We start from the raw sequence: 26,256 nt of genomic DNA, 5'->3' as shown, positions 1-26,256 counted from the left end.
TCCTCAAAACACGGGTTGATACGGTCCGAGTTCCACTTGAACCGACTTGATGCGCGTATAGGCGTGCAGGGTGACGATGCCGTTCTCGCGACCGATGCCGGACTGCTTGTATCCGCCAACAGGCATCTCGGCAGGCGATTCGCCCCACGTATTGATCCAGCAGATGCCCGCATGCAGCCGATGCACCACGCGGTGCGCGCGCGACAGGTTCTCGGTCACGACGCCCGCCGCGAGGCCATAGACCGTATCGTTCGCGCGGGCGATGACTTCGGCCTCGTCGTCGAAGGGGAGAATGCACATGACCGGTCCGAATATCTCTTCCTGCACGATGCGCATGTCGTCGCGGCAATCCGCGAAGACGGTCGGCGCGACGTAATTGCCGCGAGCGAATGCGCCATCGGTCAGACGCTCGCCGCCTGCAACGAGCCGCGCGCCTTCGCGCTTGCCTTCGTCGATGTAGCCGAGCACCTTGTGCATCTGCGCGGCGCTCACAAGCGGTCCGAAGTTGGTATCCGGACTTTCCGGCGCGCCGATACGAATGCGCTTCACGCGTTCTTGCACCAGGCGTTCGAACTGCTCGACGACACCGCGCTCGACGAACACGCGCGTGCCGTTGGTGCATACCTGGCCCGAGCTGAAGAAGTTCGCGCTCATCGCGATATCGGCGGCGCGTTCGAGGTTCGAGTCGGCGAAGACGATCAGCGGCGACTTGCCGCCGAGCTCCATCGTCACGTCCTTGAGCGTGGAACCGCCCGCGCGCGCCATCACCTTCTTGCCGGTCTCGATGCCGCCGGTGAACGATATCTTGTCGATGCCCGCGTGCTCCGCTAGCATCGCGCCGACGCGGGCATCGCCTTGCACCACGTTGAACAAGCCCGGCGGCGCGCCCGCTTCCGTGTAGATTTCCGCGAGCTTCAACGCACTCAAGGGCGTGACTTCGCTCGGCTTGAAGATCATCGCGTTGCCGGCCGCGAGCGCGGGCCCCGACTTCCAGCACGCGATCTGTATCGGATAGTTCCACGCGCCGATGCCCGCGCACACGCCGATAGGCTCGCGCCGCGTATAGACGAAGGACGCTTCGCGCAGCGGTATCTGCTCGCCTTCTATGGCCGTCGCGAGCCCCGCGTAATACTCGATCACATCCGCGCCCGTGACGATATCCACGGCGCGCGTCTCGGCGATCGGCTTGCCCGTATCACGCGTTTCGAGGGCGGCGAGTTCGTCGTTGCGCGCGCGTAGCAAGTCCACCGCGCGACGCAGAATGCGCGAGCGTTGCATCGCCGTCAACGCGGCCCATTCCTGCTGCGCGGCCTGCGCTGACCGCACCGCCCGGTCGATGTCGGCCTGCGATGCCTGCTGCACGCGCGCGAGGCTTTCACCCGTGGCGGGATCGAACGTCTCGAAGGTTTCGCCGCTCGTCGCATCGACATATTCGCCGCCGATGTAAAGCCGTTGCTCGTCGAAAAGGGGCATCGCCTGCGTCTCCTGAGTGCGTTGTGGGGATCAGTCGCGTGGCTGGATCATGAGATCGATGTAGTCGTACGAGACGCGCAGCGCGCTCTTCGTATCGAACGGTTCGCCCGCGAGCGCGCCACGCAACCACAGACCGTCGATCAGCGCCGCGAGTCCCGTCGCGGCGCGGCGCGCGGCGGTGCGGCTCAGCACGCGCGAGAAATCGGCGCAAAGGTTCGAGTAAAGACGACGCGTATTCACGTATTGCAAGCGCCGCAGTTGTTCCTTGTGCATGCTCTCGGACCAGAACGCGAGCCACGTCTTCATGACCGGTCCGTTGACTTGCTCGACGTCGAAGTTCGCGGCGACGACCGCGCGCAGCTTCGAACGCGCATCGGGCTTCGCGGCCTTGCGCCGGCGCGATGTGCCTTGCCATAAGGATCGCAACACATGGCGCATGGTGGCCTCCAGCAGTCCGTCCTTATCGCCGAAGTAATGGCTCACGATGCCCGTCGAAATCGACGCGCGCTGCGCCACGGTCGCGAGCGTGGCGCCTGTGAGTCCGACTTCGTCGATGGTCAGCAACGTGGCATCGATAAGTTGCGCGCGACGAAGCTCGCGCATTCCAAGCTTGGGCATGGTTGATCGACCTGTGAGAGCACGGCCGCCCTTGGCATTTACCAGAGCGTCGGCAGATGCTACTTTTTTTATATTGAACGGTCAATCAACAAAAACGGCAAGAAGAAAGGCGAGCCGTTTGCGTCAGACGATTGCGTCGCACTCGTCCAGCAGCCAGTCCTGAAACGCGCGCACGGCGGGTGGTTCTTCGCGTCGGGTAAGCAGCATGTAGCCGCGATCGGTGACGAGCGAGGTCTCACTCAACGCGACGAGCTGGCCCGTAGCGACCAGTTCGTCGATGAGCGGCGACCAGCCGAGCGCGACGCCCTGACCCATGACTGCCGCATGCGCCACCAGCGCGTAGCTGTTGAAGGTCAGCCCGCCGTGCATCGGCGGCGCGGCCTGTCCGTGCGCGTCGAACCACGCGTGCCACGAGAGCCACCGCTCCGGCTGCGTGCGCTCGACGTGCAATAGCGGCAGCCGCGAGAGATCGGACGTGTCGTGCGTCGCCGCGAACGTGGGGCTGCATACGGGCGTGACACGTTCCGGGAACAGCTTCACGGCCCGGCGCGCGCCCCAGTCGGCGTGCATGTCGCCGAACACGATGGCCACGTCCGCGCCGTCGCCGGACGCACTCGGCATCTGTTGCGACGTGATGATCTTCACGTCGACATCGGGCATCAGCGCCTTGAATTGCGGCAGGCGCGGCATGAGCCAGTAGGTGGCGAAGCCGAAGTCGGTCGACAAGGTGAGCGCGCGCTGGGCACGGCGCGAGCGGATATCGCCCGTGGCCTGGCGGATGACGTCGAGGCCCTGACGCACCGCGTCGAAGAGGCGCGTGCCGTCTTCGGTGAGCGTCACGCCGCGATGGCCGCGCTCGAAAAGCGCCGTCCCGAGCGCTTCTTCCAGTTGCACGACGCGCTGGCTCACCGCGGGCTGCGTCGAGCCGAGTTCGCGCGCAGCGGCCGTGAAGCTCGCGAGCCGCGCGGCGGATTCGAACATCAGCAGCGCCTGCATGGGCGGCAGGCGGTCTTGTCGCGGCATAACGGCTCCTTATGAGCGCATAACGAAATGTCGTCTTCACAGACGAAAATCGGACGGCAATAGTGGCGTTGCGCGAACACCCCCGGCGCGCGGATTCCGGCATCCGATTCTATTCGAGGCGTGCTCCATGCTTGAAGCGAAACAAAATATCCTTGTTTTGATGGCCGATCAACTCACGCCGTTCGCGCTCGCCGCGTACGGCAATCGCGTCACGAAGACGCCGCATATCGACGCGCTCGCGCGCCGCGGCGTGGTGTTCGAATCGGCGTACTGCGCGAGTCCGCTGTGCGCGCCGTCGCGTTTCTCCTTGCTGGCGGGAAAGCTGCCCTCGAAGATCGGCGCTTATGACAACGCCGCCGAGTTTCCGTCCGAGACGCTGACCTTCGCGCATTATCTGCGCGCCGAGGGTTATCGCACGATCCTGTCGGGCAAGATGCACTTCTGCGGCGCGGATCAGTTGCACGGCTTCGAAGAGCGTCTCACTACCGATATCTATCCCGCCGATTTCGGCTGGACGCCCGACTGGCGCGACTTCGACACGCGCCCATCGTGGTATCACAACATGAGTTCCGTCATCGATGCGGGTCCGTGCGTGCGCACCAATCAACTCGACTTCGACGACGAAGTGACGTTCACCACTCGCCAGAAGCTCTTCGACATCGCCCGCGAGCGGCAAGCGGGCAAGGACGCGCGGCCCTTTCTGATGGTGGCGTCGCTGACGCATCCACACGATCCGTACGCGATACCGCGCAAATACTGGGACATGTACCGCGATGAGGATGTGGACATGCCGCTTCATCGCGACTCGCTAGAAGCGAGCGATCCGCATTCGCGGCGTCTGCGTCACGTGTACGAAGCCGATCGCACGCCGCCGACCGACCAGCAAATCCGCAACGCGCGGCGCGCGTACTACGGCGCGGTGTCGTATGTCGATGACCAGTTCGGCGCCATTCTGGAAGCGCTGGAACAGGCCGGACTCGCGGACGACACCACGATCATCGTCACCTCCGACCACGGCGAGATGCTCGGACAGCGCAACCTCTGGTACAAGATGACCTTCTTCGAAGGCGGCTGCCGCGTGCCGCTCATCGTGCATCGGCCGGGGCGGTTCGACGCGCATCGCGTCGCCGACTCGGTCTCGCATCTCGATCTGCTGCCGACGCTCGTCGAGCTCGCGAGCAACGCGCAGCCGCACGACTGGCCCGACGCCATCGACGGACGCAGCCTCATGCCGCATCTGACGGGAACGGGCGGTCATGACGAAGCGATCGGCGAGTATCTGGCCGAAGGCGCCATCGCGCCGATCGTCATGATCCGGCGCGGGGCGTACAAGTTCATTCATACGAAGGTCGATCCCGACCAGCTTTATGACCTGGACGCTGATCCGTTCGAGCGCAGCAATCTCGCGGAGGACGAACGGCACCGCGAGCTCGTTGCCGCGTTTCGCGAGGAAGTGGCGCGCCGCTGGGACCTCGACGCGTTGCATCGCGACGTGCTGGCGAGCCAGCGCCGCCGTCACTTCCATTTCGCGTCGACCACGCGCGGGGCGATTCAATCGTGGGACTGGCAGCCTCGCGTCGATGCGAGCCAGCGTTACATGCGCAATCATCTCGACCTCGACGATCTCGAAGCGATGGCGCGCTTTCCCGCCGTCGAGCACTGAAGCCGCTTGACCATCAACCGCACTCACCGACAGGAACGCAGATGAAAACAGTCCTATTTCAGGCAGTTTTATATACCGCGCTCGGCTGCGCGGCGTCGGCCGCATTCGCTGCCGATCCGCCGTCCTGCACGCAGGTGCGCATGGCCGATCCCGGCTGGACCGACATCGACGCGACCAACGCGATGAGCGGCATCGTGCTGAAGGCGCTCGGCTATCGGCAGGACGTCGCGAATCTCTCGGTGCCGATCACGTATCAGGGCTTGAAGAAAGGGCAGATCGACGTGTTTCTGGGCAACTGGATGCCCGCGCAGGCGCCGCTCGTGAAGCCGTTCGTCGACGAGAAATCCATCGACGTGATGCGGCCGAACCTGACCAACGCCAAGTTCACGCTCGCCGTGCCGGATTATGTGGCGGCGGCCGGCGTGCACTCATTCGCGGACCTGGAGAAGAACGCCGACAAGTTCGACAAGCGCATCTACGGCATCGAGCCGGGCGCGCCGGCCAATCAGAACCTCAAGAAGATGGTGGACGACAAAGCCTTCGGTCTGGGCGACTGGAAGGTCGTGGAATCGAGCGAAACCGGCATGCTGACGCAAGTCGAGCGCGCGATACGCGACAAGAAGTTCATCGTTTTCCTCGCGTGGGAGCCGCATCTGATGAACACGAAGTTCAAGCTCGTCTATCTGGATGGCGGCGACAAGTATCTCGGTCCCAACTTCGGCGGCGCGACGGTGAACACGGTCTCGCGCAGCGGCTATGAACAGCAATGCCCGAACGTCGGGCGCCTGTTCCGGCAGATGGCGTTCAACGTCGATCTGGAGAACGGCGTCATCTCCGATGTGCTGGACAAGAAGCGGAAGATCGATTCGGCTGCAACCGATGCGCTCAGGCGCAATCCCGCGCTCCTGAAAACATGGCTCGAAGGCGTGACCACGGCTAACGGCGGCAACGGACTGGAAGCGGTGCAAAGCGCGCTGGGCGTGAAGTAACAGACTCACTGCGCCGACGCATGCAGCGCGATCTCGTCGCAACTGAACACATTTGCGTCGCAATTAGTCGAGCCACCACGTATATGGCAATTTACTTTACGTGTCGATCCACAATAAAAAGGACACGCTGATGAACACACCGAATGCCGTAAAACGCCACGCACGACGCCATGCACGACGCGCGTCGTGCATCACCGGTTTCGTCCTCGCAGCAAGCGCGTCCATCGCGCCTCTTCAAGCACAAGCACAAAGCAGCGTGACGCTCTACGGCATTCTCGACGCGGGCATTACCTATGTGAACAACACCGGCGGATCGCATGTCGTGAAGTTCGACGACGGCATCTCTTACGGCAACCGTATCGGCTTTCGCGGAACGGAAGATCTGGGCGGCGGTCTGCAGGCGGTCTTTGCGCTGGAGTCGGGCTTCCATCTCGGCAACGGGAGCTACGCATTCGGCGGCGCGGAGTTCGGCCGTCAGGCGTACGTGGGTCTCGCAAGCAAGGAGTGGGGCCAGGTGTCGTTCGGTAATCAACTCGACATGACCGAAGAGTTCGTCTATCTGTACAACATCTCCGCGTGGGCGAGCGGCTATGCGATTCACCAGGGAGACTTCGACCGCATGAACGGCGACCGGCTGCCGAACTCGGTCAAGTTCCTGTCGAGCAACTATGGCGGCTTCACGTTCGGCGGCATGTATTCGTTCGGCAACGTCGCGGGCAATTTCCATCGCAATAGCGCATGGAGCGTGGGCGGGCACTATGCCGCGAATACGTTTAACCTCGGCGTCGCCTATACGCAATTGAATAACCCCAATGGGATCTATGCGTTCGATCCGTACGCGATGATCGGCGCGCATACGTTCCTCGGGCAGCCTGTCGTCAGCATCGATCCCGTGACGGGCGCGCGCACGGACCTCTACAGCACGAACGCGTTTCCGACCGACAAGCAAGGCGCGTTGGCAATGGGCGCCGCGTGGACGATCGGCGATCTCATGGTGTCGGGCAATTTCACGTGGACGAGCATCAAGGGGCTGGGCGTGACGTCCTACATGCGAGTCTACGAGGCGGGCGCTTCCTATAACTTCAGGCCGGATATCGCGCTCTACGGCGGCTACCAGCACACGCGCTTCGAGGGCAATCACTGGAACCAGGGATCGCTCGGGCTGCACTATCTCTTGTCGAAGCGCACCGACGTCTATATCTCCGGCGATTACCTGCGTTCTTCCGGCCCGGTCGACGCGGTCATCGGCTACAGCTTCACGCCGTCGACGTCGAACACGCAGGCCGATGTGCGCGTCGGCATGCGGCACTCCTTCTAACGTCACGCAGCCCGGGCGGTGATCGCGGCGCGCACGGCGCTGCGGTCCTCTCGCGGGCTCGCGTTGAAACGCGCCCGGTACGTCCGCGAAAAATGCGAAGGCGATTCGAAGCCGCATGCGACACAGACCGCGAGTATCGACATGTCGGTTTGCTGAAGCAGTTCGCGGGCGCGCGCGAGACGCAGGCCGAGATAGAAATGCGTCGGCGTGTCCTTCAGCGCTGAGCAGAATAGGCGCTCCAGCTGTCGCCGCGTGACGCCGATGGATTCGGCCAGCGCATCGGGCGCAAGCGGCTCTTCCATGTGCTGCTCCATCACGCCGATCACCTGAATCAGCTTGCGGTTATGAATGCCGTAACGCGCGGCGATCTTCATGCGCTGATGATCGCTGCGCTGACGGATGCGCCCGAGCACGAACTGCTCGGAGACTTGCGCGGCGAGTTCCGCGCCGTGATCGCGGGCGATCAGATCGAGCATCAGGTCGATGGATGCCGTGCCGCCCGCGCAAGTGATGCGTCGCGCGTCGATCTCGAAGATCTCCTGGCTCGTTTCGATGGACGGATACTGCTCCGCGAATGCCGCCAGCGCCTCCCAGTGCAAGGTCACGCGCTTGCCCGCGAGCAGCCCCGCTTCGGCAAGAATGAAACTCCCCGTATCGATGCCGCCGAGCGTCGCGCCTGCGCGATCCAGCTTGCGCAGCCACTCGCCGATGCCGCGCGTGTACGCGGCGAGCGGGTCGAATCCCGATACGACGATGAGCGTGCGCGCATCGGCGGCTTCGTCGATGGAACGCTCCGCATTGAGCGAAATGCCGTTGCTCGCGACGACCGGCCCGCCATCGACCGAAACAATGTGCCAGCGATACAGCTCGCCCCTGAAGCGGTTCGCCACGCGCAGCGGCTCGATCGCCGACATGAAGCCGATCGACGAGAACTGCGGCAGCAGCAGGAAGTGGAAGTCTTGAGGGACGGGCATCGAATGAAGGGCCACCAGTCAGCGATCCGTCACGCTATCAAGTGCAAAAAGCGCGCGCAATCGGGCGTGTCCCTGTAAACCCGCACGTCGCTCGCGGTCAATTCGTGGTCGCAATGAGGCGTTCCGGTGGTTTAATGCAGCGGTACTTTCTACACACGTTCTTTCGACGGTCACGCCACCATGAAAATTCGCCTGCTCTCGGTTCTCGTAGCATCCGCATGTGCCGCGCACGTCGCCTACGCGAATGACGATGCGACCTGCCGCACCGTGCGCTTCGTCGACATCGGCTGGACCGACATCACCTCGACGACGGCGCTCGCGTCCGTGCTGTTCGAAGGGCTCGGCTATACGCCGCGCACCACGGTCGCATCGGTGCCCATCTCGCTCGCGGGCCTGAAGAACAAACAGATCGACGTGTCGCTCGGCTACTGGTGGCCGGTGCAGGAAAAGGCGGTGCAGCCGTTTCTGGATGCCAAGAGCATCGACAAGATCGAGCCGCCCAATCTCTCGGGCGCCAAGGCGACGCTCGCTGTGCCGAGCTATGCGTACGACGCGGGCATCAAGAGCTTTGCCGATATCGCGAAGCACAAGGACGAGCTCGATGGCACGATCTACGGCATAGAACCGGGCAGCAGCGCGAACGCCAAGATTCAGAAGATGATCGACACGAACCAGTTCGGTCTCGGCGGCTTCAAGCTGGTTCAATCGAGCGAAGCAGGGATGCTCGTCACAGTGGAACGCGCGATCCGCGAGAAGAAGCCGGTGGTGTTTCTCGCGTGGGAGCCGCATCCCATGAACATTCAGATGAAGATCAATTATCTGGCGGGTGGAGACGACGTGTTCGGCCCGAACTACGGCGAGGCGCGCGTCTATACGCTGACCAACCCGGACTTTCTCGCGCGCTGCCCGAACGCCGGCAAGCTCGTGAAGAACCTGCGCTTCACGACCGACCTCGAGAACCGCCTCATGCAGCGGGTAATGAACAAGGAACGCCCCGCGGATGCAGCAAAGGCGTATCTCAAGGAGAACCCGCAACTGCTCGACTCGTGGCTTGCGGGCGTAAAGACTGTCGATGGAAAAGACGGTCTGCCCGCCGTCAAACAGTATCTCGGCCTCTGATTTCCGCCCCGGTGACGCGTTCACCGGTCTTTCGAAGTACTTAGGTATCCATACAGACATGAACTACGAAGTCATCGTTACTTGCGCAGTCACCGGAGCGGGCGACACGACCACCAGGCATCCCGCGATTCCGGTGACGCCCAAGCAGATTGCCGACGCAGCCATCGAAGCCGCGCGCGCCGGCGCGACCGTCGCGCATTGCCATGTGCGCGATCCTCACACCGGACGAGGCAGCCGCGATCCCGCGCTCTACCGCGAGGTGGTGGACCGCATCCGTTCTTCGGACGTGGATGTCATCATCAACCTGACGGCGGGCATGGGCGGTGATCTGGAGATCGGTCCGGGCGAAGAGCCGATGCGCTTCGGCAAGGGCACGGATCTGGTCGGTGGCCTCACGCGTCTTGCGCATGTCGAGGAGTTGCTGCCCGAGATATGCACGCTCGATTGCGGCACGCTCAACTTCGGCGATGGCGACTACATCTACGTTTCGACGCCCGCGCAACTGCGAGCGGGCGCGAAGCGGATACAGGAATTGGGCGTGAAGCCCGAACTCGAAATATTCGATACGGGCCACCTGTGGTTCGCCAATCAACTGCTCAAAGAGGGTCTGCTCGATGCGCCGCCGCTCTTCCAGCTGTGCATGGGCATTCCGTGGGGCGCGCCGCCCGACACGGGCACGATGAAGGCGATGGTCGACAACTTGCCGCCCGGCGCGCATTGGGCCGGCTTCGGCATCGGCCGGATGCAGATGCCGATGGTCGCGCAGGCGATGCTGCTCGGCGGCCATGTGCGCGTCGGCCTCGAAGACAATCTGTGGCTGGATCGCGGCGTGCCGGCGAGCAACGGAACGCTGGTGCAGCGGGCCGTCGAGATCATCGAACGCTTGGGGGGCCGCGCGCTGACGCCCGCCGAAGGGCGCAGAAAACTGGGCCTGCCGGCGCGCGGCGAGCGTCCGCTGGAAAAGCGCGCAGTCGAACAATTCGCGTGAGCACCGAAGGAGCGAGCAGATGCAAGTCAAGCAATTCGCCGCGCTGGGCGTGGGCGTCATCGGTAGTGGATGGGTTTCGCGCGCCCTCGCGCATGGTCTCGATGTCACCGTGTGGGACCCGGCGCCGAACGCCGAAGCGGTGGTCCGCGCGAATGTCGCGAACGCATGGCCCGCGCTGGAGCGCGTCGGGCTGGCGGCGGGCGCCTCGCAGGGACGGCTGCGCGTGGTGTCGAGCGTGGAAGAGTGCGTCGCCAACGCGGACTTCATACAGGAGAGCGCGCCCGAGCGCGAAGACCTGAAGCTCGCGCTGCATGAACGCGTGAGCCGCGCGGCGAAACCCGAGGCGATCATTGCGTCGTCGACATCGGGACTCTTGCCGAGCGACTTCTATGCGAGCGCGGTTCGCCCCGAGCGATGCGTCGTCGGCCATCCGTTCAACCCGGTGTATCTGCTGCCCCTCGTGGAAGTGCTGGGCGGCGGCAGCACATCGGAAGAATCGATCGACGCCGCCATGACGTTCTATGCTTCAATCGGCATGCGGCCGTTACGCGTGCGTGCCGAGGTGCCCGGTTTCATCGCCGACAGACTGCTCGAAGCGTTGTGGCGCGAGGCCCTTCATCTGGTGAATGAAGGCGTGGCGACGACAGGCGAGATCGACGACGCCATTCGCTACGGCGCGGGAATTCGCTGGTCGTTCATGGGAACGTTTCTGACCTACACGCTCGCGGGCGGCGAAGCGGGCATGCGGCATTTCATGCAGCAGTTCGGGCCGGCACTGCAACTGCCGTGGACGAAGCTCGTCGCGCCCGATCTGACCGATGAACTTATCGACCGCGTGGTGGACGGCACCGCGAAGCAGACGAAGGGACGCAGCACCAAGGATCTGGAACGGTATCGCGACGACTGCATCACCAGCGTGATCGAGGCGATCGCAGCGGCCAAGGCGCGTCACGGCATCGAGGACTGACAGATGATTTACCGCGACACGGTCAGGCCCGAGTGGGTCGACTATAACGGGCATCTGCGCGATGCGTTCTACATGCTGATCTACAGTCTCGCGACGGATGCTTTCATGGACGACATCGGCCTTGGAGACGCGGCGCGGCGCGCGCGGCATCGCACGCTCTACACGCTGGAGGCGCATGTCAGCTATCTGCGCGAACTGAAAGAAGGCGCGGCCGTGCGCGTCGATGCGCGCGTCATTGCGCACGACAGGAAGCGCATACATCTGTATTTGCAGATGTTCGAGGGAGAGAGCGTTGAGCCGGCGTCCGCTTGCGAACAGATGCTGATGCATATCGACACGAGCGGCGCGCCGAAGGCCGCTTCGTTCGATGAAGACATCGCGGCGAACATTGCGGCACAGGCGACGATCGCCGCGACGGACGCGGTCTATGCGGGCAGGGTCATCGGCTTGCCTCGATAGCAGTCGTTAGGCATCCTTCGAATCAAGGCAAGCGAGTCACGTGCTCGCTTCCCCTAACCCTAACTTCGCCGCATGGTGCTTCGCCATGACACTGTGAATGGATCGCTGCAGCAATTTGAGATCGATCGGCTTGACGAAGACATCGTCGAAGCCGCTTTCGATGGCGCGCTCGCTCACTTCGGGGCCGCTGTAGCCGCTCAGCGCGATCAGATGCGGACGCTTGATTCCGAGCATGTCCTTCGCGCGCCGCGCCACCTCGAATCCGTCGATGCCGGGCAAGCCGATATCGACGATGGCCACCATCGGCGTCTGGGCCACCATCGCGTCCACGCCGCGCGTGCCGTCGGACGCAGTCGCGACCGTGTAGCCGAGCGACTCCAGCATTGCGGCAGTCGCCGCCCGCACGTCGTCGTTGTCTTCCACGAGCAGAATGGAGACGTCCTGATCGCCGTGAAAGACCAGCTGCTCGGGCGCCGGAACGAGCCGCTGCGCTTCCATCAAGAGCGGAAGATCGACGATGAACTGACTGCCTTTGCCCTCGCCCTCGGACCGCGCCACGAGCGTGCCGTCGTGCAGTTCCACCAGCCGGCGCGCGAGATTCAGACCAATGCCGAGACCTCCCTCGGCGCGGTCGAGCGTTGTATTGACTTGCGCGAACAGCTCGAAGATGGACTCGAGATGGCGCGCCGGAATGCCACGCCCGTTGTCCTCGACGATGAGCACGGCCCGGCGTTCTTCGTTCGCCTTGCTCGCGGACAAACGCATGCCGATGTTGCCGCCCGGGTCCGTGAACTTGACCGCGTTCGAGAGCAGGTTGGCGACCACTTGCTGCAAGCGCGTCGCGTCGCCGTTCATCGCGTAATCGCCCGGCGCGAGGTCGATGACGAGAGAATGTCCTTTGGCCTCGAATTCTTTTCGCACCGAGTAGGCGGCCGTTTCGATGACCATGCGCAAATCGATCGGCTCACGATGCAGCCGGATGGTGCCACGCGAAACACGCGACGCATCGAGCAGATCGTCCACGAGACGCGTGAGCGTGCCGATCTGGCGGTTGATCAGCGAGCCGATTTCCTGCGGCACGCCTTGCTCCGCATCGGTCCTGTCGATAAGCTGAAACGCCGATGCGAGACCCGCCAGCGGGTTGCGTAACTCATGACCGAGCATCGCGAGGAACTCGTCCTTTCTGATGCTCTCGTCCTTCAGCCGGGCCGCGAGCGCGAACGCCTCTTCGCTCAGTCTGCGTAGTTCCTGATTTGAATTCGATAACTGCCGGCTTCGACGGATCAGTTCCGATTCGCTCTCGAGCTGTTTGTTTCCGCGATCGCTTGCCGGAATTTGCAGCGCCGTCGTTCGGCTGTGCACGTCCATCACGAAGTCGGTGACGTTCTCGACGCGATGAATGATGAATCCCACCGAGCCATCCGGATTCAAGAGCGGAATATTGATCGGACTCCAGTACCGCACGATGAACGCGCCGGTATCGCTCGATCTGTCCGGCACGTCGTAACGCTGCAAGGCCATTGCATCCGTGCGGCGCAGCCGGATCACGCGTTCCAGCGACTCGCCGAGAATTCTGGTTGCCTGCGTCTTCTGATCTTCGGGGTTGTCGGGAAACGCGTCGAACACCGGGCGGCCGACCAGATGCTCGCGTTCGCTGACGGTCTCGCGCAGGTACGCCTCGTTCGCATCCAGGATCGTGTAGCCCTCGTCGACCGAGAGCAGCAGACAAGGGCTCGGCAGCAGCCTGAAGACGATCCGGTACGCGTCGGCTGGTAAGTCGCGGTCGATGTTCATGTGTCAGCGTCCTCCGGAGCCCACGTAGTTGCGCGGCGCAACGCGCCAACCGGAGTCTGCTAGCAGCGGACGTGCCTCCTCTTCGCGGCCGCTGTGATTGAGTCGCTTAGGCGCAGGGTCGAGCCTGATTGCTCCCTTGTATGGCTCTCCCTTAGCTTCCGGATCGTTCGCAGGGATGTGTGGAACGGGTCGCATTCGATGCCGACTTCGCACCGGCAAGTGCGCGATCAACCGGCGATAGAGTCAGCCGTATTACTATTCGGCAAAGCATGAACGCGCTGTACGCCAAAGGCATGCTTCAAGTGCGGCGGCCTCACGGCACTATCGTGCTGCTGGTTTGCGCGGGCGTGGTGCACGACGATGATTCGCATTCAATGCGATGCATCGGGCCGTCGCGGGGCAGGGCAGCTGCGTGCGCGGATCTCGGGTTCAACGGCGCCATACTCACGGCGTGCGACAGCCCGTTCGTTCATCAGACGCAGCATGCGGTCTTCCGTTATTGTCCGCAGTAGGAGGCCGACCACCGCGCTCCGCTCATCGAACGTGCGCAGAAAGAGTTCGACGAGCGCGCGGCGCTGCGCCGCGCCGGGGCGATACTTTCTCCGAGCAAGCGCTATCGTTACAGCGCCGCGAAGATGGCAGGCCTTTCGGACCCGCCTCGGCGCATGTGCGTCCATCATAAGGAAACAGCAATGAACAAGTTGTTCGATCTGAGCGGCCGCACGGCGCTCGTCACGGGTTCGGCGCGCGGCATCGGCTATGCGCTCGCGGAGGGCTTCGCGGCGGCTGGCGCGCGCGTCATCGTCAACGGGACGAAGGCCGAGACTGTCGATGCCGCCGTGAGCCGGCTGCTCGCGCAAGGCTTCGACGCATGCGGCCAGGCCTTCGACGTCACCGACGAGGCATCCGTTGCGGCGGCATTCGCAGCGTGGGACGCGCAAGGCATAGAAGTCGACATCGTCGTGAACAACGCGGGCATTCAATTCCGCAAGCCGATGATCGAACTCGCGCTCGCCGACTGGCAACGCGTCATCGACACCAATCTGACGAGCGCGTTCATCGTCGCGAAAGAAGCGGCGCGGCGCATGATCGAGCGCAAGCGCGGCGGCAAGATCATCAATATCGGCTCATTGACGAGCGAAGGGGCACGCGCGACGGTGGCGCCCTATACGGCTGCCAAGGGCGGCATCAAGATGCTCACACGCGCCATGAGCGCCGAGTGGGCGCCGTTCGATATCCAGGCCAACGCGATCGGCCCCGGCTATATCCTCACCGACATGAATCAGGCGCTTGTCGACAACGCCGACTTCGACCGGTGGGTCAAGAGCAGCAACCCGTCGGGGCGCTGGGGCAAGCCGGAAGAACTCGTCGGCACGGCGGTCTATCTCGCGTCGCCCGCATCGAGCTATGTGAACGGACAGATCATCTATGTCGACGGCGGCTGGCTCGCCGTGCTCTGACGCTCGCGCAACCCCGACGCCTACCCGCGCCACGCCGAATGGCGGATCACCGAGCAGAAGTTGCCCGGCCGGAAGCGCGGTTCCTTGTCCGCGATGACGTCGGCCTTGACGTTCCCGAACGTCGTGTGAGGCTTGTGTTTGATGCCGTCGTAGAACGCCTGAATGATGTCTTCCTTGAAGTGCTCGGTCCGTGGATACGCACTGACGACAGCGGTTCTTTCCGCCTCGCTGTACTCCGGGTAAGCGAGACCGAGCACGTCCATCTCGACTCCCGCGGTGACGAGCGCGATCACCGGATGCATATGTTGCGGCACGCCCGGTGTCGTATGAAGCGCGATGGCGGTCCACACGAGGTCGATGTCGGCGGGTGCGATGCCGTGCTGCCTCAGAAAGTCGCGCGCGGCGTTCGCGCCGTCCACTTCGAAACGCTCGGTCTGGCTGCTGTGCGAAGGCATGAGGCCCATGTCGTGGAACATGGCGCCGGCGTAGAGCAGTTCCGCGTCGAACTTCACGCCGCGCCGCTGGCCGGCAAGCGCGCCGAAGCAATACACGCGGCTCGAATGATTGAAAAGAAGCTCCGTCTCCGTATCGCGGACGAACTCCGTGATCGCTCGGGCAAGCTGGCTATCCGGAATCGCAACGGTATTCGCGCTAGTGCTCATGATGTTCTCCTGAGGTTGATGAGCACTATTGTCAGGCGTGGTATCGTTGGCACCGTTACGCGTGAAACGCCGAATCCTGCCATTTCGCGCGACATTCGGACCTGGAGAGTCATGCTGTCATGGCCAAGACAATTGCCATCCTTGCGGTGCCCGGCGTGCAGATGCTCGACGTATGCGGACCGCTCGACGTGTTCGCGCAAGCCAACGTCGAGACGGGGCGCCACGAGTACGAGCTGAAGATCGTCGGCACTCGGAGAGGGCATTTGAAAAGCTCGTCGGGCGCGCGGCTGCTGCCGGACGAGGTAGTCGGCGACGACTTCGTTGCACTGCATACGCTGCTCGTGGCGGGCGCGCCTCACGCGTCGAGCATGACGATCTCGAACACATTGCGCGAGTGGCTCAGGACGGTTGCGAAGCGATCGAAACGCTTTGGCTCCGTATGCACCGGCGCGTTCATTCTTGCCGAAGCAGGCTTGCTGGAGAAGCGGCGCGTCACGACTCACTGGTCTTGCATCGACGAGTTGTCGCGCCGCTATCCGACAGTGACCGCGGAGCCGGACGCGCTCTATGTGCGGGATGGCAAGCTGCGCACGGCTGCGGGCGTGACGGCCGGCCTTGATCTGGCGCTCGCGCTCGTCGAGGAAGATCTCGGGCGCGAGATCGCGATGCGCGTCGCCAGTCAGCTCGTCATGTTCTTCAAGCGCCCCGGCGGACAATTGCAGTTCAGCCGAAAAGGCCGCGCGCAGCCAGCGGGCCGCTCGGTCTTGCAGGAAGTGCAGCGGCTCGTCGCGGCGCGGCCCGAGCTCGACCATAGCGTGGCCAGCATGGCCGCGCATGCCCGTTTGAGCCCGCGCCATTTTGCCCGGCTCTTTCAGGCAGAAGTGGGCGTGACGCCGGCGGTCTGGGTGGAAACTGCGCGTGTGGCGGCCGCGCGCAATCTCATCGAGACGCGCGGCGATGCGCCGAAACAGCTCGCTGCGAACTGCGGGTTCGCGAATGCGGACGTGTTGCGGCGCACCTTCGTCAAGCACGTGGGCGTGACGCCTTCTGAGTACCGGAAGCGGTTCATGACCCTGGCACGCGCTGACGAAACAGCGGATCAGATCTCGGCGCGTTCAGTCAGGCAGCCGAGACCCTGAGCCTGCTTCAGCTAGCCGGCATGGCGTCCTTATATTCGACGAGCACTTCGCGATACGGCCGCGCGCCGTCATTGCGCGCCTTGTGCGTGGCCGGCACGCGGGCGCCCTTGCCGAGTTCCGACAGCACTTCGAGATAGCCGCCCTCGCATTTGAGCGAATACACGGCGCCCGTCGGTACTTCGAAGATGCCTAAGTCCGCGCCGTCCTTGGTCATAGATATGGAGCGGCGCGCCTTCTATTGCGTACCACATGTACGAGTGCTCATGCGTATGAACCGGCGTCTCTTCGCCCGGTTGGAGCACGATGTTCCATACGATGACTTTGTCGTTCTCGATACCTTTTCGCTTCCTACGCCAGCCATGGTTGTCTCCTGAGATGTCCACCTGTTTAGACAGCGTATGTCGGCCTGTATGAGGCAGTTCGTTGCTGCGGCCGCTGCGGCGGATTGATCAGAGCACCGCCGTTTCCTCCAATTGCTCGTAGAGCGCGTGGACGGCGACGCACGCGCGCTTCGGCCGCGTCGTCTCTTGCGCGTTTAGACAGTCTTCCTTGACGGAGATGGACACCTGGGCATAAGTAACGCTATTCCTCCGCTCAATGGAAGGCGTCGCGCCGGCCCGGCTGATGGCGCTGGCGTAAGGCTTTTTCGGCAATAACGCAATGTCGACAGCTTGCGTCGCATGCTTCTCGCAGACGGCTGCGAGCACTGTCGTGACGTGTCGAACCTAACGCGCATTCGCTCTGAAGTAAATGCTGCAGGGCATATAGACGCGCGCGTTTTTCGAGGACTAGTATCGTTTCGAAGCCAGCTTTCGCATGACCCGAGGATTCAGGTTTTCTGTCGGTAGTCCACCAAGGAGACATGTCATGAGAAGGGCTGGCCATTTGCGAACCTTGATCGCGGCGCTGATTGCATCGACTTCGTTGCTATCCGCGTGCGGTCACGACCACGACTCCGGCATCACGCCGGCCAACGCGGCGGACGCGCCGCTCGCGTCCGATCCCGCGTGTCAGAGTCTCGTTCCCGCATCGCAAGGCGGGCCGCTTCCGCAAGGCGATACCGCAGTGCTGCGCTGGCTCGGCACCGCGAACTACGAGCTCGCGTATCACGGCGTGGTCGTCATCATGGACACGTACTACGAGCGGCCCGCGCGCACGGCGCCGCTCGGCTTCACCGTGTCGCAGGTGCAAAAGGCGAATGTGATACTGATCGGCCACGCGCATTCCGATCACATCAGCGATGTCGCCGCGGTCGCGGCGCAGACGAAGGCACAGGTCATCGGCTCCGCGATCACGACGAAGGAAGCGCAGGTGCTCGGCGTGCCCGTCGCGCAGACCACCACGGTGACGGGCAACAACACCGAGAAGTTCACGTATGGCGATATCAGCATCACGCCGACGCATATCATCCACAGCACGATCGAAGCCGGATTGACGACTCAGCTCGCCGCGCTCTACGCACTCGATGCGCCACCGCTGACCGCCGCCGAACAGCAGCAACACGATGCGGTTTCGGCGCGCGGATCGAGCGATCCGAACATCGTCACGCAAGGCACGATGGGCTTCACGTTCACGTTCCCGAACGGCTTCAAGATCGTGTGGTTCGACAGCGTGAGCAATCCCAGCCCCGAAGAGTTGCAGCTTGCGACGAGCGTGGCGCCGGGCGTGGATGTCGGCATCTTTCCGTGGACGCCGCATCCGATCGCGGAAACGCAATTGAGCTTCACGTTCCAGCATCTTCAGTTGTTCAAACCGAAGCTCTTCCTGCCCGACCATCACGATGCGATCTGGGGCTTGTGGTTAGACAACGGCCTCGCGCCGCTCTTCACGAAGATACGCGACGAACTGCCGGGGACGAAGTATGCCGAGCCGCTGTATCGGTCGCCGATCTGCATTCGGACGAGCGGCAATAACCGTGACGAGTTTTACATGGGCGGCACCTGAAGGGCGCGCCGTCCGAGTTCCCGCTATGTCATTGCGACACGCTAATGAGCGTGCCGCCCGTGGCGTACTGAACTGCCTTCGACGAACGTTGTCTCACTGCGGCTCGATCGCTCACAAGAGGCGACATCCGACGCAGAAGACATGCTTCGTTCACGATGCGAGACGTCAGTAAGAACGTGACGTACGGAACCTGCCTATTCGGTCAAATCGACCAGCCGCACGTCCAGCCCCCGCCTCAATTCTTCGCGCGATTGTTCGCCCGCCCCGGATTGTCAATTCGAGGCTCCGGCCTTTTTCGTGATCGCGTATACCCCTACAGTGTGGCATTCGTCGCGCCGGCCGTTCGATGTCGAACGCTACGCCGAAGCGTTGCTCCCTATTCGCCTCGATCCCCATGCACCTCGACACCACTACGAACTCCGGAACATCGAACGGCCAGACAACCACGCTGCGTCAATGGCTCGCGGTGCTCGCCGTCGCAGTGAGCGCATTTGCGTTCGTGACGGCGGAATTCCTGCCGGTCGGCCTGCTGCCGCAAATCGCGCACGACCTGGGCGTGAGTCCGGGCGTCGCGGGCCTGATGGTGACGACGCCCGGCGTGATGGCCGCCATCTTCGCCCCGACGCTGCTCGTCGGTGCGGGCCGCATGGACCGTCGATACGTCTTTCTGCTGCTCACGGCGGTGCTCTTCGTCTCCAACGTCGTCTGCGCGATGGCGCCGGGCCTTACTACGATGCTCGTCGGTCGCGCGCTACTCGGCGCGGCGCTCGGCGGATTCTGGACGCTCGCGACGGCTGCGGCCCCGCGACTCGTGCAAGGCAACGATGCGGCGAAAGCCACGGCGATCATCCTCACGGGCGTGACGTTCGCCACGGTCATCGGCGTGCCGCTCGGCATCTTCATCGCATCGTTCGCGTCGTGGCGTCTTTCGTTCGCAGCGACCGCGGGCCTCGTCGCGGTGGCGCTGATCGCTCAGGCGCTGCTCGTGCCGCGGCTGCCGTCCGCATCCGCGCTGCGTCTTCAGGACTTCCGGGCGCTGCTCGCGCGGCCGCACGCGCGGCTCAGCATGGTGATGGTCGCGTTCGCTTTCGGCGCGCATTTTTCGACCTACACGTATATCGCGCCGTTGCTGGAGCAGGACTTCTCGCTGAATGCCATCACCTTGCTATTGCTGGGCTTCGGCATCATCGGCTTCTTCTCGAACGCGCTCATGTCGATGATCGTGGCGAAACATCTCGTCAAATCCGTCGGGGCCATGATCGTGCTGCTTCTCGCCGCAATCATGTCGATGCTGCTTCTCGGGCATTCGCACATCGGCGAGACTGCCGCCATGCTGATCTGGGGCATTGCCTTCGGCGCGCTGCCGCTGTGCTTTAGCGTGTGGATTCAAAGCGGGACGGCGGATTATCCGGAAGCCGGCTCCGCGATGTTCGTGAGCATCATTCAGGTGGCCATTGCGACGGGGTCGGCCGTCGGCGGCGCGATTGTCGACCATGCGGGAGTGGAAACCGACTTCATGCTCGGCGCGGTGCTGGCGGTGCTCGGTCTTGTGACGTTGCATCGCGTGACGGCGCTGGGGCGCTCGGGCATGGCGATGGCGGCGAAGCCGTCGCTCGATTGATGTTCGACCGGTTTGGGTGAGGTTGCGGTTGGGTCTGAGAACGATCGCGGGCGGTCTACCGGTTGCAATTGGCCGACGGCGAGGGCTCTCGCCTGTGCTCGATCACGGCGACGCGCCGCTCGTTGTCATGGAGCCCGCGCCCCGGACCCGTCAGCGAAATTGAGTCACCGCGTGCCGCACGTACTCGCCCCTTCGTCTCGCCAAGCGCATTGACTCTTGATTCAAGTCAATAGGTCTACTCCTTCGAGCGCGTATCGTCCGGAGCCCAGTAGCAGTCTTCGCCATCACGCCACCACGACTCCCATGGCCGGATCCGATATGAGGTCCTTGCCATTTTCGATTCGCCCAGCGAATCGGCGCTTGAAAGCAGTAGATGCGTTGCTGGTTACACTAAAGTCATACCAGTTTCCACTGTTAGTCACCGCCCAACTGAGTTCGCTCACCGAGTTCGCGGGAACCGGCACGGTCCACGGGCCGTCGTTGCGGTAGGCGAGCGCTTCGACGGTGAACGTGCACGCCTGGGTGCCGCGGTTATGCAGCTTGACCATTACCCATGACGAGTCGCACGGTTGGTAGCAAACCTGGATCTCTGGGTTCGCCGCCGAACTGACGTCACGCAAATCGCCGGAGAATTGACGATGATAGCCGTTTGGTCCGACTATCCATAGGTCATACCGGCCGCTGTCCCCAGCGGGTATCGTCCACGTGCCAGCGAGCGTCTTCCCGGCCTCCACGACATAGCGGCGCGGCGGCACGTCGAGATGATTCTTGTCGTACACGTGGAACACGGCGCCCGCAGCATTCGTGCTTCCATTCGCGAATTCCAACGTCACCGACTGTCTGCCTGCGGCGATATGCGCTGTCGTGTGCAGTTCATACGGCAGCGCCCGCGATGGCCGCGTGCCGGTTGCCTGGCGAGGCAGTGTTGAGTGCTCTGTTGCACTCGGAATCTCGATGGCGGACGCCTTGGCTTGCGTTGTCGCAAGCGCGTCGGCCGCCGCCTTTGTGGTGCGTCCTGCTAGCGTCGGCAGGCTGGCGTTGTTGGGATCGACGAAGTCGAAACAGGACGTCAGATCGCCGCAGATCGCGCGACGGTAACGGCTGATCTGAGGCTCGACTACGCCAAAGCGCCGTTCGAGGAACATGAGCGTGGACGTGTGATCGAAAACCTGCGAATTCACGAAGCCCCCGCGGCTCCACGGTGATATGACCAACATTGGTACGCGCGTTCCGGGCCCGTACGGTCTGCCGTCGACGGGCGGCTGACTGCTCGTTGCGGGTTGGAAATTGTGGTACTCATAGGCCATGTCGCTATCGGATAGGGTGCTTCCGCCGGCGAGCGTGCCATCAGCGAAATGCGAGGGCGCACTCGGCGGTGGAACGTGATCGAACAAGCCGTCGTTCTCGTCATAGTTGACGAGAAGTACTGTTTTGCTCCACACGTCCGGGTTCGATGTCAGCGCGTCAAGCACTTCTTGTACATACCAGCTTCCCTGCACCGGACTGGAAGGAGCGGGATGCTCGCTGTACATCGAGGGAGGGATGATCCATGACACCGACGGCAGGGTGCCTTTCTGTATGTCGTCCCTAAACGTCTCGAGGAAGCCCTGCGGCATCGTGTTCCCGAAGCCCTTCGCGAGGGGGCTCAGCGCGTTGTCGATTGCGGGATCGTAGGCGGGTCCGGCGGCGGTGGACGGCTGCTGGAGGTTGGCGACAGGGACGAAAGCCGGACGGCGCGCCTCGGGCATTCGCTCGATCGCCGCTCTCCAGTGGCGAAAGCCTAACATCTGGTTGCAGCCCATGTTGTCGAGCAGGCTCTGATACACCTTCCACGTCACGCCCGCACGCTCCAGCCGGTCGGCGTATGTCGTCCACGTCCAGCCGTCAGTGGACGGTCCAATACCGTTTCCCACGTTGAACTCATTGTTCAGTGCGGCCACCGTCACCGGTGTGTCGTCAGAAGGCCTCAGTCCTCGGGGCCCGTTCGTTCCGCTCCAATAGAACAGACGATTGGAGATTGTGCCCGCATGCATAGAACAGTGATAGGCCTCGCATAACGTGAACGCGTCGGCGAGAGCGCGTTGGAAGGGCACCTCTGCTGCCTCGTAATAGCCCATCGACAAGGGACTCTTGGCGGTTGGCCACGCAGCCATCCTTCCGTTATCCCATGCGGCCTGAGTGTCGAGCCATGTGTGAAGTGTGCTTCCTGGCCGGAGTGCATTGCCGGCCGCCTCGTCGAGATGATAAGGAATGAGAGTCTTTTTGGTGCCGGCCTGGGTGAACTCTTGGTAGAAGATATTCCGGGCGATGGGTGAAGGAATAGCGAAGCGATCGCCGTAGCCTCGAACACCCTTGAAAGTGCCGAAGTAGCTGTCGAATGAACGATTCTCCAGCATCAGCAGAACGACGTGCTCGACGTCCTTTATTGTCCCGGTCTTATTGTTCGCATCTATGGCCAGAGCTCGCCGAATTGCCGGAGGGAAAGTGGACAGCATCGTTGCCGCGGCAGCTGTATTAAGAGACGCTTTAAGGAATCGCCGCTTGGACTGATCAGTCATGCTTGCCTGTAGTTGTATTTTTCAGATGTACGATTTAGGGAGTCGGTGCGCAATGACTTGCGTTACAGCTCGACGCAGTGGACGCCGAAACGTTGGACGAGGAGCTGCTTCCGCCGCATGCGGAGAGTGTCAGCACTACGCACATACACCCGGCCAGAAATAGTGGTTTGCCCAGCAGAGGCCAGTGGCGCATGGAAGACTTCACCTAAGGTTAAGATAGTTGAGCGGACAGGATCATCGAAACGGCGATTAGCCGTTCATCAGAAAATACGCCGAGTTATTGGCAAAACTGTGAAGCGACGCGGCATATCCCAGAGTCACTTGCGCGCAAACGGTTGCGGATCGCTACCGCATCCTATTAGTAAGAAAAGGGCGTTCGAAAACGCGCGGTCGCCAGGATATGCAACATAGACGACCTAAAGTCACTCGACTGCCCGAGAAAACCCGCACTTCAGTGGCGCTTACGTGCCTTCGTCGTTGCGACGAAGCGACCTCGAAAAGAAAAGCCCGGCTCAAGCCGGGCAGAGTAGGCAGTTCACAGTCGGAGGCCGCACTTCGGCGGTTGAGGCATTCACTGCGAAGCAGCGCACCCCGGTTTTAGATCTCCATCGCTGAATCATCGAGCCCTCGTCCGCAACCTCCTGATGGGCGACAGGAGCGTCGAAATGGGATGTTTCGGTCTCTCTGCGGGCCGACGAGGCTTCAGTCGCAATGCAGGCTCTTCGACGCAATGCCATGAAAATGCTGCGAGCATGAGTGACAGCACCGTTGCCGACGCGAGGTACTGGCTAACCGACCATCGCCCGGATGTCGCCAAGATCAACGTTTGCTGAACCGGGAAGGCGAAGATGTAGACACCGTATGAAAAGTCTCCCAACCGGCCGAAATCACGAAGGATGGGTGTTGACGACGTTCCGAACGCCACGACAAGAAAAGGCCATGCAATCCACATGGCAATGAGCCGATGCCCATAAGCGACGAGTCCTCCTGCAAGCAGCGTTAGGCCGAGTGCGATAAGAAGCTTTCTGTCGGACCAATAGTCACGGAGGAAGAAGAGCGTTACGCCTGCACAGAAGAACAACCCGTATTCGTTGGTCCACTGCGGTACGTTTGTCTCCGCATGATAGACACCGAAGTGATAGGCAGCGAAAGCCAGCGTAGCAGCCGCCACGGCCCAGCGGTAGCGCAGCAATCCGACCAGTGCAATCAGAATGAATATCAGATACCAATGGACTTCGAGCGGAATGCTCCACAAAGAGCCATTGACTGCGTTCGGATAAGGCAGATTAGCGAAGACGCCAGGCAGATTGAACGTTGAGCGAAGCCGAAGCCATGAAAGATATGCGTATGTCTCATGCGATGTGAAATAGGCGCTGGCGGGCAGTGCGCTAACGAGCGGACCCAGTACGAACGCGCAGACGACTGTGGTCAAGATCAGTGCCGGCCAGATCCGTAGGACGCGCCTTGCTGCGAAGCGCCATGCGTGCGGGTCGACCGTCCAGCTTTGGGCGACCAGGAAGCCACTTATTGCAAAGAAGGTGGCGACGGCGATTGCACCGGGGTCCAGCCGCGCACCGAGCGAGGGTGGCTCGTGACCTAACAAGGCAAACTGGTGGGCGAACAGCACCATCATTGCTGCCGCGAGTCTTAAGAAGTCAAAGTTGTTCCTATGCATCTGGATCGTTTGTCGGCGCAGTTTCGTGTGCTCCATCCGACCGTATCGCGAGCGGAGCTGGGCGCTGCGTGATCCAGCCGAAAGTCGCAAAGCTGCGAGTATAGAGCAATGTCGTCACGCCCTCCGGCGCTCATCGGCCGCCTCGGCGGTCACCCAGCGAGCACGCTTCGGCCTTCACTTTCATGCTCTTCGCAGGAGGCGTCGCATCGTCGTGTAGCTTCAACGGTGTTGCGATCTCGTCGTTGGCAACTTCTCGACGATTTGCAACGCCGCCCGAACCGCGGGCCAACTTGGTCGTTGTGTTCCAAAGCAGACGGTGAGCCATCTTTGCTCACGAGTCGCGTTGGGCGTCCTCTGCGCCGCATATCGAGGCGCCGCTGAGGCGGCGTAATCATCGATGGATGGCTCAAGCTACTCGCACGTACTCGCGCACATTAAGAGCCCATTGCGGCACGACGATTGCGTCATCCTCATGTCGACAGGGGGAAAGCATGGAGACGACGATCGCACGAGTTTTTCGGTCTCTTGAAGAAACCGAGCAAGCGCGTGAAGCGCTTCTACAGGCCGGCGTCGACGCGGACGCGGTTGATATCGCGTTTCAGGCAGACGAAGCGGGCCCTGTGCGCGGCAATTTTCTCGCGGGCGACAGCGTGACATCGCTGAGTACGGAAGAGGAGTACGACAGGCGTTTCAGGCATCAGGGCGAAGTGTCACGCTACATTCTGACTGCGCGCGTCGATGAAGCTCGCGCTCAGGACGTCGAGGCCGCGCTTCAGCGGGCCGGTGGCCGCACCATCGACGCAGCCACGCCGACTCCGCCAGGCCCCGGCCAGCAGGGCTAGATCGGGACGCTTTGGCGAACCGCACGAGTGGCAACGGCTGAACGATGCCGCAACCACGACGCTGCGTCACACATCAGAACCGATACGTCACGCCGACTTTGACGATCGGATAGAACCGCAGCTTGTCAGCCTTGTCCTGTAATTTGCGCTCCTCGGCTTCGATGTTCGCCGCGCCGGCTTCGGCAACGATATCGGCCGGCACGTCGAAGTCGACGTGGGGACGGCCATAGGCGACGCCTGCATCGAAGAAAGCGGAAAAGCCCTTTTGCGCCATCGGCGTATGCCCGAACCCGATGCCGAGATACGGCCGCACCGTCGGAAAGCGGGCTTTAGCGTGAATGCTTTCGCCGAGCGTCGGATACGGCGTGCCGTTGATCGTGTAGGTGCCGCTCGGGCTGGTGGCGGTGGCATCGACATTATCGTTGCCGATCAGCGCGCCCGCCGTGAACCGGAAGCTCACGGTGTCCGGCGCGGGAAAGAAGTCGAGATAGAGGCCGCCGTGATAGATATGCGCGGTGCCGTCGTAGTGCAGATCGCCCGAGTTGAAGCTGTGCGAGAACTGCACGCCGTTGAACTCGGCGCGCACGTTGTCGCGGCTGCCGAGCGGCTGAGAAAAACCAATGCCTGCGCCTTCCGTGCCGATCTGGCCGTAGATTTCGCGTGCGTGAACGAGCGGGGCGGAGAGCGCGACAGCGCCTGCCGCGACAGCGAGCAACAACTTCATGATTGCGGGAGCTTCCTGGCTGAGGTGAACGCGTCGCGCTGAGTGGGCGACGCGCCGATGTCTTCTGATAGTTGTGTTTACGGAGCCGCTCGAACAATCTTGAGCTTGCGTGGTCGCGAGTGACTTCCGCGCGCGGTACGCGGATTCAGCGCGGCCGCGCTTGCTTTGCCGTTCACCGCCGCATCGCTGGCGTTCGCCGCCGAGACGGCCGGATCGCCCGCAAACGACCATTGGCCCAGCGCCTGG

The 26,256-nt window shown here is 62.5% G+C and carries 23 protein-coding genes; 12 read left to right on the top strand and 11 right to left on the bottom strand.

Annotated elements, in window-relative coordinates:
* Positions 1–3 precede the first annotated feature (3 nt).
* The 3 genes from betB to JYK05_RS21095 all read right to left on the bottom strand — a co-directional run bounded on the left by betB (position 4) and on the right by JYK05_RS21095 (position 3,114).
* A complete protein-coding gene (betB, locus tag JYK05_RS21105) occupies positions 4–1,473 on the bottom strand; it encodes a betaine-aldehyde dehydrogenase (protein WP_206470434.1) in 1,470 nt (489 codons plus the stop codon).
* Between the two features lie 30 nt (positions 1,474–1,503).
* Positions 1,504–2,091 carry a transcriptional regulator BetI gene (gene betI / locus JYK05_RS21100; protein WP_206470433.1) on the bottom strand — a complete coding sequence of 196 codons (588 nt, stop codon included), beginning with the start codon at positions 2,089–2,091 and terminating at the stop codon, positions 1,504–1,506.
* 123 nt (positions 2,092–2,214) lie between these two features.
* Positions 2,215–3,114 carry a LysR family transcriptional regulator gene (locus JYK05_RS21095; protein WP_206470432.1) on the bottom strand — a complete coding sequence of 300 codons (900 nt, stop codon included), beginning with the start codon at positions 3,112–3,114 and terminating at the stop codon, positions 2,215–2,217.
* Positions 3,115–3,241: 127 nt separating this feature from the next.
* Between JYK05_RS21095 and betC the strand changes: the two genes are divergently transcribed.
* The 3 genes from betC (at position 3,242) to JYK05_RS21080 (ending at position 7,084) form a co-directional block, all read left to right on the top strand.
* Positions 3,242–4,777, top strand: a complete 1,536-nt coding sequence (gene betC, locus JYK05_RS21090) for a choline-sulfatase (protein ID WP_175943447.1) — start codon at positions 3,242–3,244, stop codon at positions 4,775–4,777.
* A gap of 41 nt (positions 4,778–4,818) precedes the next feature.
* The gene (locus JYK05_RS21085; RefSeq protein ID WP_206470431.1) at positions 4,819–5,766 is read left to right on the top strand and encodes a choline ABC transporter substrate-binding protein; all 948 of its coding nucleotides are present in this window, start codon (positions 4,819–4,821) and stop codon (positions 5,764–5,766) included.
* Positions 5,767–5,896: 130 nt separating this feature from the next.
* Positions 5,897–7,084 (top strand): porin, encoded by a 1,188-nt coding sequence (locus tag JYK05_RS21080; protein WP_206470430.1) that lies wholly within the window; start codon positions 5,897–5,899, stop codon positions 7,082–7,084.
* Between the two features lie 2 nt (positions 7,085–7,086).
* On the opposite strand, the gene JYK05_RS21075 is transcribed toward JYK05_RS21080, so the two are convergent.
* Positions 7,087–8,058: a GlxA family transcriptional regulator gene (locus JYK05_RS21075; protein WP_206470429.1), complete on the bottom strand. Its 972-nt coding sequence runs from the start codon at positions 8,056–8,058 to the stop codon at positions 7,087–7,089.
* Positions 8,059–8,238: 180 nt separating this feature from the next.
* On the opposite strand from JYK05_RS21075, the gene JYK05_RS21070 reads away from it, so the two are divergent.
* Genes JYK05_RS21070 through JYK05_RS21055 form a run of 4 tightly spaced genes read left to right on the top strand, consistent with a single transcriptional unit; the run spans position 8,239 to position 11,591 of the window.
* Positions 8,239–9,177, top strand: a complete 939-nt coding sequence (locus tag JYK05_RS21070) for a choline ABC transporter substrate-binding protein (RefSeq protein ID WP_206470428.1) — start codon at positions 8,239–8,241, stop codon at positions 9,175–9,177.
* A 58-nt stretch (positions 9,178–9,235) separates the two neighbouring features.
* Complete coding sequence (locus JYK05_RS21065) at positions 9,236–10,165, top strand: 3-keto-5-aminohexanoate cleavage protein (protein ID WP_206470427.1); 930 nt, start codon at positions 9,236–9,238, stop codon at positions 10,163–10,165.
* 19 nt (positions 10,166–10,184) lie between these two features.
* Positions 10,185–11,132, top strand: a complete 948-nt coding sequence (locus JYK05_RS21060) for an L-carnitine dehydrogenase (RefSeq protein WP_206470426.1) — start codon at positions 10,185–10,187, stop codon at positions 11,130–11,132.
* Between the two features lie 3 nt (positions 11,133–11,135).
* The gene (locus JYK05_RS21055) at positions 11,136–11,591 is read left to right on the top strand and encodes a thioesterase family protein (RefSeq protein WP_206470425.1); all 456 of its coding nucleotides are present in this window, start codon (positions 11,136–11,138) and stop codon (positions 11,589–11,591) included.
* Positions 11,592–11,627: 36 nt separating this feature from the next.
* On the opposite strand, the gene JYK05_RS21050 is transcribed toward JYK05_RS21055, so the two are convergent.
* The gene (locus tag JYK05_RS21050) at positions 11,628–13,385 is read right to left on the bottom strand and encodes an ATP-binding protein (protein ID WP_206470424.1); all 1,758 of its coding nucleotides are present in this window, start codon (positions 13,383–13,385) and stop codon (positions 11,628–11,630) included.
* 692 nt (positions 13,386–14,077) lie between these two features.
* Here JYK05_RS21050 and JYK05_RS21045 point away from each other — a divergent pair.
* A complete protein-coding gene (locus JYK05_RS21045) occupies positions 14,078–14,845 on the top strand; it encodes an SDR family oxidoreductase (RefSeq protein WP_206470423.1) in 768 nt (255 codons plus the stop codon).
* A gap of 20 nt (positions 14,846–14,865) precedes the next feature.
* Here JYK05_RS21045 and JYK05_RS21040 read toward each other — a convergent pair whose 3' ends face one another.
* Entirely contained in the window at positions 14,866–15,507 is a 642-nt protein-coding gene (locus tag JYK05_RS21040; protein WP_206470422.1) for an HD domain-containing protein, read from the bottom strand.
* A gap of 119 nt (positions 15,508–15,626) precedes the next feature.
* On the opposite strand from JYK05_RS21040, the gene JYK05_RS21035 reads away from it, so the two are divergent.
* On the top strand, positions 15,627–16,646 hold the full coding sequence (locus JYK05_RS21035) for a GlxA family transcriptional regulator (RefSeq protein WP_206470421.1): 1,020 nt from the start codon (positions 15,627–15,629) through the stop codon (positions 16,644–16,646).
* Positions 16,647–16,653: 7 nt separating this feature from the next.
* Here the strand turns inward: JYK05_RS21035 and JYK05_RS26445 are convergent, their stop codons facing one another.
* Both JYK05_RS26445 and JYK05_RS21025 read right to left on the bottom strand, forming a co-directional pair.
* The gene (locus JYK05_RS26445; protein ID WP_241270073.1) at positions 16,654–16,860 is read right to left on the bottom strand and encodes a hypothetical protein; all 207 of its coding nucleotides are present in this window, start codon (positions 16,858–16,860) and stop codon (positions 16,654–16,656) included.
* A gap of 235 nt (positions 16,861–17,095) precedes the next feature.
* On the bottom strand, positions 17,096–17,353 hold the full coding sequence (locus tag JYK05_RS21025) for a hypothetical protein (protein ID WP_206470420.1): 258 nt from the start codon (positions 17,351–17,353) through the stop codon (positions 17,096–17,098).
* Between the two features lie 160 nt (positions 17,354–17,513).
* Here JYK05_RS21025 and JYK05_RS21020 point away from each other — a divergent pair, with 160 nt between their 5' ends.
* Together JYK05_RS21020 and JYK05_RS21015 are read left to right on the top strand one after the other, a co-directional pair.
* The gene (locus tag JYK05_RS21020) at positions 17,514–18,590 is read left to right on the top strand and encodes an MBL fold metallo-hydrolase (protein WP_175943421.1); all 1,077 of its coding nucleotides are present in this window, start codon (positions 17,514–17,516) and stop codon (positions 18,588–18,590) included.
* A gap of 394 nt (positions 18,591–18,984) precedes the next feature.
* Positions 18,985–20,211 (top strand): MFS transporter, encoded by a 1,227-nt coding sequence (locus JYK05_RS21015; RefSeq protein ID WP_206470419.1) that lies wholly within the window; start codon positions 18,985–18,987, stop codon positions 20,209–20,211.
* 284 nt (positions 20,212–20,495) lie between these two features.
* Here the strand turns inward: JYK05_RS21015 and JYK05_RS21010 are convergent, their stop codons facing one another.
* Positions 20,496–22,769 carry a phosphocholine-specific phospholipase C gene (locus JYK05_RS21010; protein ID WP_206470418.1) on the bottom strand — a complete coding sequence of 758 codons (2,274 nt, stop codon included), beginning with the start codon at positions 22,767–22,769 and terminating at the stop codon, positions 20,496–20,498.
* Between the two features lie 616 nt (positions 22,770–23,385).
* Entirely contained in the window at positions 23,386–24,444 is a 1,059-nt protein-coding gene (locus JYK05_RS21005; protein ID WP_256443443.1) for an acyltransferase, read from the bottom strand.
* A gap of 491 nt (positions 24,445–24,935) precedes the next feature.
* Between JYK05_RS21005 and JYK05_RS21000 the strand changes: the two genes are divergently transcribed.
* On the top strand, positions 24,936–25,286 hold the full coding sequence (locus JYK05_RS21000; protein WP_206470416.1) for a hypothetical protein: 351 nt from the start codon (positions 24,936–24,938) through the stop codon (positions 25,284–25,286).
* Positions 25,287–25,359: 73 nt separating this feature from the next.
* Here JYK05_RS21000 and JYK05_RS20995 read toward each other — a convergent pair whose 3' ends face one another.
* Positions 25,360–26,010, bottom strand: a complete 651-nt coding sequence (locus JYK05_RS20995) for a hypothetical protein (RefSeq protein WP_206470415.1) — start codon at positions 26,008–26,010, stop codon at positions 25,360–25,362.
* Between the last annotated feature and the right edge of the window lie 246 nt (positions 26,011–26,256).

The organism is Caballeronia sp. M1242 (assembly GCF_017220215.1).
Taxonomy (GTDB): Bacteria; Pseudomonadota; Gammaproteobacteria; order Burkholderiales; family Burkholderiaceae; genus Caballeronia.
This window is presented reverse-complemented; position numbering and strand designations above follow the sequence as displayed.